Source organism: Acinetobacter sp. V2 (assembly GCF_001188385.1).
In the GTDB taxonomy this organism is placed as follows: Bacteria; Pseudomonadota; Gammaproteobacteria; order Pseudomonadales; family Moraxellaceae; genus Acinetobacter; species Acinetobacter oleivorans.
The window spans coordinates 1,744,315-1,753,580 of sequence record NZ_JZFB01000001.1; the positions used below are offsets into that span (position 1 = coordinate 1,744,315).

Here is a 9,266-nt window from a genome sequence, read left to right on the forward strand (position 1 = left end):
AATACAACACCTTTCATTTAAATATTAAATGACTGATTTTAAAAAATTATACCGATTTCGTATCTACTTTTGAAACTTGTTCTATATCAAGATTTAAGAATAACTTATCTATTTTTACTATTTCTATTTTTTTCATATTAAATTCGTTTTTTATTATTTTTTTAGAATAAAGACTAGCGCTATTCTGCGTTCATGTTTTGAACATTTCATATTTTTTGAGGACTTATCTCATGCGTTTTTCACAATTAAAAGTCGGGGTTATCGCTGCACTTCTGTCTGTTTCATCATTTGCAGCGCAAGAATTTTTAAACGTCTCTTACGATCCTACTCGTGAGTTATATACAGATTTCAATAAGCAGTTCGGTACTTACTGGAAACAACGTACTGGTCAAGATATTGAGTTCAAACAATCACACGGCGGTTCTGGTAAGCAGGCGCGTGCAGTGATTGATGGCTTAAATGCAGATGTAGTGACATTAGCACTTGCAGCTGATATCGATGAAATTGCGGAAAAAGCAAAATTACTTCCAGCTGACTGGCAGAAAAAGTTACCGCAGAACTCTACCCCATACACTTCAACAATTGTGTTTTTAGTGCGTAAAGGTAATCCAAAACAAATTAAAGACTGGGGTGATTTAATCAAACCAGGTGTAGAAATTATTACGCCAAACCCGAAAACTTCAGGTGGTGCTCGTTGGAATTATCTTGCAGCTTGGGCTTGGGCAAAACATCAACCAGGTGGTAACGATGCTAAAGCACAAGAGTACGTTCGCCAAATTTATAAGCACACTAAAGTTCTAGATTCTGGTGCACGCGGTGCAACCACAACTTTTGCTGAACGTGGCATTGGTGATGTGTTACTGGCTTGGGAAAACGAAGCATATTTAGCTACTCGTGAACAACCAGGCAAATTTGAAATTATTACCCCGTCTCTTTCGATTTTAGCTGAACCACCAGTTGCTGTTGTTGAGAAAAATGCTGCGAAAAAAGGCAACTTAACGATTGCTAAAGGTTACCTCAACTACTTGTATTCACCAGCTGGCCAAGAAATTGCAGCACGTAACTTCTACCGCCCACGTAACGCAGCCGTTCTTAAGAAATACAGCAACGTATTTAAGCCATTGAAGCTTGTAACCATCGATAAAGAGTTTGGTGGTTGGACGAAGGTACAAAAGAAACACTTCGACAATGGTGGTGTTTTCGATCAAATCGTGAAAATCAATAGTACAGAGAAGTAATTCTTTGTACTAAAGATAAGGAGAACAGACATGATTCATACTGTAATTGTTCCAGGTGTAGGTGGAAGTGAACATCAGCATTGGCAATCTTGGTTGCAGCGTAAACTCGTGTCTAGTTCTCGTGTTGAGCAAAAAAACTGGGATAGACCTGTACTAGGTGAATGGGTCGAGCAATTCGTTAAAACAGTTCAAGCAGCGCCAGCTCCTGTACAAATTGTTGCTCATAGCTTTGGTTGCTTAACAAGTGTTGCTGCTTTAGCTGAGCATCCAGAGTTAAAAAACCGAGTTAAGAAACTTATTTTAGTCGCTCCGGCAAATCCAGCACGCTTTGGGGAAGCAGGGTTTGCTCGACATAGCTTGACCGACTACAAAGATTATTTTCATCAATTAAAAATTGATGTGCCTACAACGCTACTCATTAGTGAAAATGATCCATGGCTTGGTTTTTTTGATGCATTACAACTTGCGAAATCATGGAAATTAAACCCTGTTAATCTTGGTGAAGTCGGCCATATTAATGTTGCTTCAGGTTTTGGCCCGTTTCCAGATTTGCTGAATTATTTGATTCCAGAAGATTCGATGTGTAGTCACTCATCTATCGACCCGGTAAAAACTCATTTCTCTTTGAAATTTGCTTAATACCCAGCTTTATATCGTACCGTTTATCTTTATTTATTCGCTTACTGGTTTCAGCAGGCTTTTCTCTTTGAGGAAATATCATGTCGCAGCGATCCCGAGTGCTGCCTGGGTTTGGTCTATCTTTGGGCTTCACCCTCGCCTACGTTTCTTTTATTGTGCTTATTCCATTAGCCGCAGTCTTTATCAAATCATTTGGAATTGGATGGGACGGATTATGGGAAATTTTAACCTCTGAGCGTATTTTAAAATCGCTTCAGCTCAGCTTTAGTTCAGCTTTAATCGCAGCCTTTATTAATGTTGTGTTTGGCTTACTTTTAGCTTGGTGCCTTGTCCGTTATAACTTTCCTGGAAAACGCTTGGTTGATGCATTAGTCGATCTACCTTTTGCTCTTCCAACTGCAGTTGCAGGTATTGCGCTTACCTCACTCTATGCACCCACTGGCTGGATCGGTCAGTATTTAGAACCACTCGGTATTCAAGTTGCATATACGCCAATCGGTATTACGTTGGCATTAATATTCATTGGTATTCCATTCATTGTAAGAACAGTACAACCTGTACTCAGTGATATCGAAACTGAACTTGAAGAAGCAGCTTCGGCACTCGGCGCAAATCGCTGGCAGACAATTACTAAGATTATTTTACCGATATTACTACCAGCCCTATTCACAGGCTTTGCTTTAGCATTTGCTCGCGGTGTCGGTGAATATGGTTCAGTTATTTTTATTGCAGGTAACCAGCCGTTTAAAACAGAAATTGCTCCGCTCATGATCATTTCACGCCTTGAAGAATATGATTATGCAGGTGCAACAACGATTGCTGCGGTCATGTTAGTTCTCTCTTTCATCATTTTATTTGCCATTAATTTACTTCAAGCGTGGGCAAACCGTCGTACAGGGAGAAATATCACATGAACCTACATACTGACAGCAATGCACTTGCGTTTAAATTGCAATCTCGAGATGCGACACGTGAACCGACTTGGGTACGTTATACCTTAATTACAATTGCGCTGATTTTTTTCCTCAGTTGCCTCATGTTGCCACTCATTCTGGTTTTTGTAGAAGCATTTAAACAAGGACTTGAAGTCTATGTTCAGGCTTTGATTGATCCAGATACGTTATCAGCAGTGAAATTAACTTTATTAACCGCAGCAATTGCAGTGCCGATTAACGTGATCTTTGGTGTTGCCGCAGCATGGGCTGTTTCCAAGTTTCAGTTTAGAGGTAAGGCAGTTTTAACCACCATCATTGATATGCCTTTTTCGGTTTCACCGGTTATTGCAGGTTTAATGATTGTACTTATTTTTGGTGCTCAAGGTTGGTTTGGCGGCTGGTTAATGGAGCATGACATTAAGATCTTGTATGCAGTACCCGGAATTGTTTTAGCAACCATCTTTATTACCGTCCCTTTTGTAGCACGTGAGTTAATTCCACTGATGGAAGCGCAAGGAACAGAGGAAGAAGAAGCAGCGATTGTATTGGGTGCTTCAGGCTGGCAAACCTTTTGGAAAGTGACATTACCTAACATTAAATGGGGTTTGATTTACGGCGTGATTCTATGTAATGCCCGTGCAATGGGTGAGTTTGGTGCAGTATCGGTAGTTTCTGGCCATATCCGTGGTGAAACCAATACCCTACCACTTCATGTCGAAATTTTATATAACGAGTACACCTTTAGCGCAGCGTTTGCCGTGTCCTCATTGCTTGCTTTTTTAGCCCTATTAACGCTGGTATTGAAAACGTGGTTAGAACTACATCAAGACAAACCAGAACCACATTCAACTGATTCGTAAGGAATGAAATCATGAGTATTCAAGTTAAAAATATTGAAAAACACTTTGGTGCATTCCATGCGCTTAAAAATATTTCTCTAGATTTTCCGGAAGGTGAACTGGTTGCCCTACTCGGCCCATCTGGTTGCGGTAAAACAACCCTCCTTCGGATTATTGCAGGATTAGAATCAGCTGATGGTGGTCAAGTGCTACTTGAAGGTGAAGACGCGACCAATGTACACGTGCGCGAGCGTCAGGTTGGTTTTGTATTTCAGCACTATGCTTTATTCCGTCACATGACAGTATTTGACAATATTGCTTTTGGTTTACGTGTTCGTCCTCGTGCAACCCGTCCTTCGGAAGCTGAAATTAAAAAACGTGTTACTCGTTTACTTGATCTAGTTCAACTTGGATTTTTAGCAGACCGCTACCCTGCTCAGCTTTCTGGTGGACAACGTCAGCGTATTGCTTTAGCCCGTGCTTTGGCAGTAGAGCCACGAGTCTTATTGCTTGATGAACCATTTGGTGCGCTAGATGCTAAAGTCCGTAAGGAGTTACGCCGCTGGTTACGCAACTTGCATGATGAATTGCATATTACGTCAATCTTTGTAACCCACGATCAGGAAGAAGCACTTGAGGTTGCAGACCAAATTATTGTAATGAATAAGGGGAATGTCGAGCAGATCGGCTCACCTCGTGAAGTTTATGAAAAACCTGCAACGCCATTTGTATTTGATTTCTTGGGTCAAGCAAATCGTTTTGAAGGTGAAAACACAGGCGGTATTATCCGTATTGGCAATGACCGTATTGAATTACCAACGGCAGTTGAGGCACCTCAAGGAAAAGTGATTGCTTTTGCCCGTCCAGATGAGTTACATATTCACTCGCAACCGCAAGCGAATACGATTGAAGCGACTTTTGTACGTGAAATCTGGATTGCCGGAAAAGTTGTGGCGGAATTACAAGACCGTAATGGACGTTTAATTGAAATTGCTCTGAGCAGTGAAGCTGCAAAATTACATGCATTTAAACCAAATCAAACTGTTTGGGTGAGTGCATCTCAATTGCACTTATTTGCAGATCAAGTTGCTTAAGAAATATATTTGGTGAGGAAATATCTTGCGGAACTAAAGCAATTCCTCACCTCTTTTGAGGAAAAGTGTGAATGAACTTTCAACAATTAAGAATTATCCGAGAAACTGTACGCCAAAACTTTAACTTAACCGAAGCATCGGCTGCACTCTACACGTCTCAATCGGGTGTAAGTAAACATATTAAAGATCTAGAAGATGAGCTAGGTGTACAGCTTTTTATCCGAAAAGGTAAACGTCTTTTAGGTTTAACAGAACCAGGACAATCTCTTCTTGGCATCGTTGAACGCATGTTGGTTGATGCTGAAAATATTAAACGCCTTGCAGAAGACTTTAATAAAGTTGATGAAGGCACATTAACGATCGCAACAACCCATACTCAAGCACGTTATGTGCTACCTCCGATCGTAAACCAATTTAAGAAGTTATTTCCTAAAGTTCATTTGATTTTACAACAAGCCAGCCCTGTTGAAATTTCAGAAATGCTCTTACAAGGTGAAGCGGATATTGGGATTGCCACAGAGTCTTTAACAACTGAAGAAAATCTGGCTAGCATTCCTTACTATCAATGGCAACACAGCATTATCACACCGCAAAATCATCCTTTAGTAAAGGCAGACAAGATTACGCTTGAACTTTTAGCAGACTACCCACTCATTACTTATCATGGTGGTTTTACAGGTCGCTCTAAAATTGACAAAGCTTTCGAAGAAGCTCACCTTGATGCAGATATCGTAATGTCTGCTCTTGATGCAGACGTTATTAAGACTTATGTCGAATTGGGCATGGGAGTCGGAATTGTCAATGACGTGGCCTATGACACAGAACGTGATCATCGTTTAAAACAAACTAAAACTGATATTTTTGGTGTCAATACAACATGGATTGCAGTTCGGAAAGGTCATCTACTACGCGGTTATGGTTACGAGTTTATTTCTTTATGCTCACCTGATGCAGATATTAAAGCACTTAAGAAAATTGCTTACCCAGATGAATAAAGATTAAAAGTAAATAAAAGAGCTTTTTAGCTCTTTTATTTTATTAAACGCAAAAAAAACGAGCCGAAGCTCGTTTTTTCTTTTAGATCTTACCAGTAGAAGTTCACACCAACTTTACCAACTGGTAACCATTGGTATTTATCGTCATTCGCGATTTTACGAGCTTCCGCATTTACTGCTTCTTCAAGTGATTGATCACCAGTTGTAACTGCTGAACCTGTTGAAACAAGTTTAACTGTTGGGTTACCAGTGTAATAAGCACCTACTTCACCGAATACACCCCAGTTTTTATTGATTTTAGGTGCAAAACCAAAACCTAGGTATGGAGCGATATCATTTTTGTAAGACATTTGACCGTTAATTTTTACACCATCGGCACCCGCAATAAAGTCCTGGTTATTGACACGGAATGAACGAGTCGCATCAACATTACGAGATAAATCGTAATCATTATCAAGATATGCTGCACCAGCCGCTACATATAGGCCTTGAGCCCAACGGTTAGCACTTGCACCCCATGGACGAATTTCAGCATTTAAATAAACATTGTTGTTATCCATATCAATGTCATAAGTTGAGCCGTTGACTTTTACATCATCAGACCAAGAAATGTCACCGCCGTTATAACCGAGTGCCAAACCTACATATGGGTTTGCTTGCCACAATAAAGCACCACCGTAACCAGTTGTACCTACCTCAGCACGCGCCCCCACAGGAATTAATTGGTTTTTGTCAAATGCGTAGCTGTCATGAACAACAGCTTCATCTGCCATTACAGCACCAGCAGCGAATAAAGCTGTTGTTGTTACTAAAACACGTAATGCTTTCATAGTTTTCTCCTCAAAAAGGCTCTGTTTTTAATTTATTCATCTTGTGACTGAAATCATAATAAAGAGAGCTTAGAGTCTTTTTTATACAAAAAGTGGTAGATTTCTGTTATTTTTTGATACAAATTGAGTTAAATTTTTATTTTCAAATCATTTTTGTGTAAAAAACACTTGATTATCTAATAAGCTTATTTTCATTTACTTCATTTATATCCTCGATTAAACGTAACACGTTTTTTCAAAGATTCTTGTCACAAATTAGTGTAAAATCTTTAAAATTTTTTATGGAAGGAAGATCATGTCTCAGCTTTCTACGATCATTGAGCAAGCATTTGAAGACCGCGCAAACTTTACTGCAGCAGATTGCTCAAGCGAAATCCGCCAAGCTGTTGAAGAAGCAATTGCTGGTTTAGATAACGGTACACTTCGAGTTGCTGAAAAGATCAATGGTGAATGGGTTGTTCACCAATGGTTAAAAAAAGCTGTTTTATTATCATTTAAATTAAATGACAATAAACCAATCGAGTCATGTGATCTTCGTTTCTACGACAAAGTTGAAACTAAATTCTCTGGTTGGACTGAAGAACAATTTAAAGCAGCAGGTGTTCGTGTTGTTCCTCCTGCTGTAGCACGTCGTGGTAGCTTCCAAGCTAAAAACGTAGTGTTAATGCCTTCTTATGTAAATATTGGTGCTTATGTAGATGAAGGCACAATGGTTGATACATGGGCAACTGTAGGTTCATGTGCTCAAATCGGTAAAAATGTTCACTTGTCTGGTGGTGTAGGTATCGGTGGTGTTTTAGAACCATTACAAGCTAACCCAACCATTATTGAAGACAACTGCTTTATCGGTGCGCGTTCAGAAATCGTTGAAGGCGTGATTGTTGAAGAAGGCTCAGTTATTTCAATGGGCGTTTTCATTGGTCAATCAACTAAAATTTATGACCGTGCAACTGGCGAAGTCCATTATGGTCGCGTTCCAGCAGGTTCAGTTGTTGTAGCAGGTAGCCTGCCGTCAGCTGATGGTAAATACAGCTTATATGCTGCAATTATTGTGAAAAAAGTTGATGCGCAAACACGTGCAAAAACAAGTTTGAACGATTTGTTACGCGCTGACTAATTTCAGTTTGATTAAACATCTCTACGGTCAACACTGATCGTAGAGATTTTATTTTTTATATAGTGTGGTATTTCTAGAATGGCTTCCTTACGTTCCTCTGCAATTCCTGTCTCAGACCCTGCGTCCGGTTTACGCATTACCGAGATTTTTTACTCGTTGCAGGGTGAAGCAAACGCCTCTGGCCTACCGACTGTATTTATCCGTCTAACGGGCTGTCCATTACGTTGTAGCTATTGTGATACCACTTATTCTTTTGAAGGCGGTGAACGTTTTTCACTTGAACATATCATTGAAACAGCTACCCAATATCAAACACCTTATATTTGTGTAACTGGTGGTGAACCACTTGCACAGCCAAACTGTTTGATTTTATTACAACGTCTATGTGAAGCTGGCTTTGATGTTTCTTTAGAAACCAGTGGCGCGCTCGATGTCTCAAAAGTAGATTCGCGTGTTTCTAAAGTTCTTGATTTAAAAACTCCAACTTCTGGTGAGGAACATCGTAATCTCATCAGCAATCTTGATTATTTGACTGCGCACGATCAAATTAAATTCGTCATTTGTAATCGCGAAGATTATGAATGGTCAAAGCAGCAAGTTGAAAAATATCAACTGCATAAAAAAGTCAGTACCGTTTGGTTCTCCCCTGCCTTTGCAGTTGAAAAAGGTGCTGTTGGCCTGCCACGTCTAGCACGTGATCTGGCACAGTGGATACTTGATGATAGACTCCTCGTTCGCTTCCAACTTCAGTTACATAAACTGCTTTGGAACGATGAATCAGGCCGTTAATCACTCAATAAAATAAAACATTCCGAATATGGAGAAAAATATGCGCCCTCGTGCCATTGTTTTGCTTTCAGGCGGCTTAGACTCAACCACTTGCCTAGCTTGGGCACAAGCACGCTATGAATGTATTGCTATTAGTTTTATGTATGGCCAACGCTCAACGACTGAACTAGATGCAGCAAAAGCATTAGCTCAACGTGCAGGCGTTGAACATCGTGTAATTAATATCGATTTGGCGAATTTAGGTGGATCTGCACTTACAGACCACAACATTGCCGTACCAGAACAGTTACAAGAAGGTATTCCTGTAACTTATGTACCAGCGCGTAACACTATTTTCCTCTCTTATGCTCTAGCCGCAGCTGAAGTATTTAATGCTGAAGCGATTGTTATCGGTATCAATGCTGTTGATTATTCAGGATATCCTGATTGTCGTCCTGAATTTATTGATGCTTTTGCGAATATGGCACGCTTAGCAACTAAAGCTGGCGTAGAAGGAAAACCACTTAAGTTTGAAACACCACTGTTACATTTATCCAAAGCGAATATTATACGTTTAGGGATTGAACATGGCGTAGACTATAGTCAAACGGTATCTTGCTACCAAGCAGATGCTCAAGGACGTGCGTGTGGCAAATGTGACAGTTGCCGTTTGCGTAAAGAAGGCTTTATCGAGGCCGGTGTTGCCGACCCAACACGCTATATACCGTAATAAGTAGGTAAAATTTATGAAGTTGTTAAAATCAAATCTTATTCTTTCATCTTTGTTTTCAACAGTTGCTCTTATGGCTGG

General features: G+C 40.0%; 10 protein-coding genes and 1 pseudogene. 10 read left to right on the forward strand and 1 reads right to left on the reverse strand.

What is annotated here, in order from left to right; all coding sequences use genetic code 11:
• The first annotated feature begins 230 nt into the window (after positions 1–230).
• The 6 genes from UC75_RS07995 (at position 231) to UC75_RS08020 (ending at position 5,740) form a co-directional block, all read left to right on the forward strand.
• A complete protein-coding gene (locus UC75_RS07995; protein WP_005307495.1) occupies positions 231–1,238 on the forward strand; it encodes a sulfate ABC transporter substrate-binding protein in 1,008 nt (335 codons plus the stop codon).
• A 30-nt stretch (positions 1,239–1,268) separates the two neighbouring features.
• Entirely contained in the window at positions 1,269–1,877 is a 609-nt protein-coding gene (locus tag UC75_RS08000) for an RBBP9/YdeN family alpha/beta hydrolase (RefSeq protein ID WP_049837243.1), read from the forward strand.
• 80 nt (positions 1,878–1,957) lie between these two features.
• On the forward strand, positions 1,958–2,791 hold the full coding sequence (gene cysT, locus UC75_RS08005; protein WP_005307499.1) for a sulfate ABC transporter permease subunit CysT: 834 nt from the start codon (positions 1,958–1,960) through the stop codon (positions 2,789–2,791).
• Entirely contained in the window at positions 2,788–3,672 is an 885-nt protein-coding gene (gene cysW, locus UC75_RS08010; protein WP_049837244.1) for a sulfate ABC transporter permease subunit CysW, read from the forward strand. The genes cysT and cysW overlap by 4 nt, the downstream gene beginning before the upstream one ends.
• 11 nt (positions 3,673–3,683) lie before the next feature.
• A complete protein-coding gene (locus UC75_RS08015; protein WP_049837245.1) occupies positions 3,684–4,745 on the forward strand; it encodes a sulfate/molybdate ABC transporter ATP-binding protein in 1,062 nt (353 codons plus the stop codon).
• Between the two features lie 71 nt (positions 4,746–4,816).
• Complete coding sequence (locus tag UC75_RS08020) at positions 4,817–5,740, forward strand: CysB family HTH-type transcriptional regulator (protein WP_004790709.1); 924 nt, start codon at positions 4,817–4,819, stop codon at positions 5,738–5,740.
• Between the two features lie 89 nt (positions 5,741–5,829).
• On the opposite strand, the gene carO is transcribed toward UC75_RS08020, so the two are convergent.
• The gene (carO, locus tag UC75_RS08025) at positions 5,830–6,570 is read right to left on the reverse strand and encodes an ornithine uptake porin CarO type 3 (protein WP_049837246.1); all 741 of its coding nucleotides are present in this window, start codon (positions 6,568–6,570) and stop codon (positions 5,830–5,832) included.
• Positions 6,571–6,865: 295 nt separating this feature from the next.
• Between carO and dapD the strand changes: the two genes are divergently transcribed.
• The 4 genes and pseudogenes from dapD to UC75_RS20730 form a co-directional block, all read left to right on the forward strand.
• Positions 6,866–7,687, forward strand: a complete 822-nt coding sequence (gene dapD, locus UC75_RS08030; RefSeq protein ID WP_005307511.1) for a 2,3,4,5-tetrahydropyridine-2,6-dicarboxylate N-succinyltransferase — start codon at positions 6,866–6,868, stop codon at positions 7,685–7,687.
• Between the two features lie 78 nt (positions 7,688–7,765).
• Positions 7,766–8,476, forward strand: coding sequence for a 7-carboxy-7-deazaguanine synthase QueE (queE, locus tag UC75_RS08035; RefSeq protein WP_049837247.1), 711 nt, complete (start codon positions 7,766–7,768; stop codon positions 8,474–8,476).
• A gap of 40 nt (positions 8,477–8,516) precedes the next feature.
• Positions 8,517–9,185 carry a 7-cyano-7-deazaguanine synthase QueC gene (gene queC / locus UC75_RS08040; protein ID WP_004790702.1) on the forward strand — a complete coding sequence of 223 codons (669 nt, stop codon included), beginning with the start codon at positions 8,517–8,519 and terminating at the stop codon, positions 9,183–9,185.
• A gap of 16 nt (positions 9,186–9,201) precedes the next feature.
• Positions 9,202–9,266: pseudogene (locus UC75_RS20730) on the forward strand (hypothetical protein); the annotation flags it as partial.

Coding starts and splice junctions, on each gene's coding strand:
- cysW (WP_049837244.1), top strand. CDS start 2,788: ATGAACCTACATACTGACAGCAATGCACTTGCGTTTAAATTGCAATCT.
- UC75_RS08015 (WP_049837245.1), top strand. CDS start 3,684: ATGAGTATTCAAGTTAAAAATATTGAAAAACACTTTGGTGCATTCCAT.
- queE (WP_049837247.1), top strand. CDS start 7,766: ATGGCTTCCTTACGTTCCTCTGCAATTCCTGTCTCAGACCCTGCGTCC.
- cysT (WP_005307499.1), top strand. CDS start 1,958: ATGTCGCAGCGATCCCGAGTGCTGCCTGGGTTTGGTCTATCTTTGGGC.
- queC (WP_004790702.1), top strand. CDS start 8,517: ATGCGCCCTCGTGCCATTGTTTTGCTTTCAGGCGGCTTAGACTCAACC.
- UC75_RS08000 (WP_049837243.1), top strand. CDS start 1,269: ATGATTCATACTGTAATTGTTCCAGGTGTAGGTGGAAGTGAACATCAG.
- dapD (WP_005307511.1), top strand. CDS start 6,866: ATGTCTCAGCTTTCTACGATCATTGAGCAAGCATTTGAAGACCGCGCA.
- UC75_RS08020 (WP_004790709.1), top strand. CDS start 4,817: ATGAACTTTCAACAATTAAGAATTATCCGAGAAACTGTACGCCAAAAC.
- carO (WP_049837246.1), bottom strand. CDS start 6,570: ATGAAAGCATTACGTGTTTTAGTAACAACAACAGCTTTATTCGCTGCT.
- UC75_RS07995 (WP_005307495.1), top strand. CDS start 231: ATGCGTTTTTCACAATTAAAAGTCGGGGTTATCGCTGCACTTCTGTCT.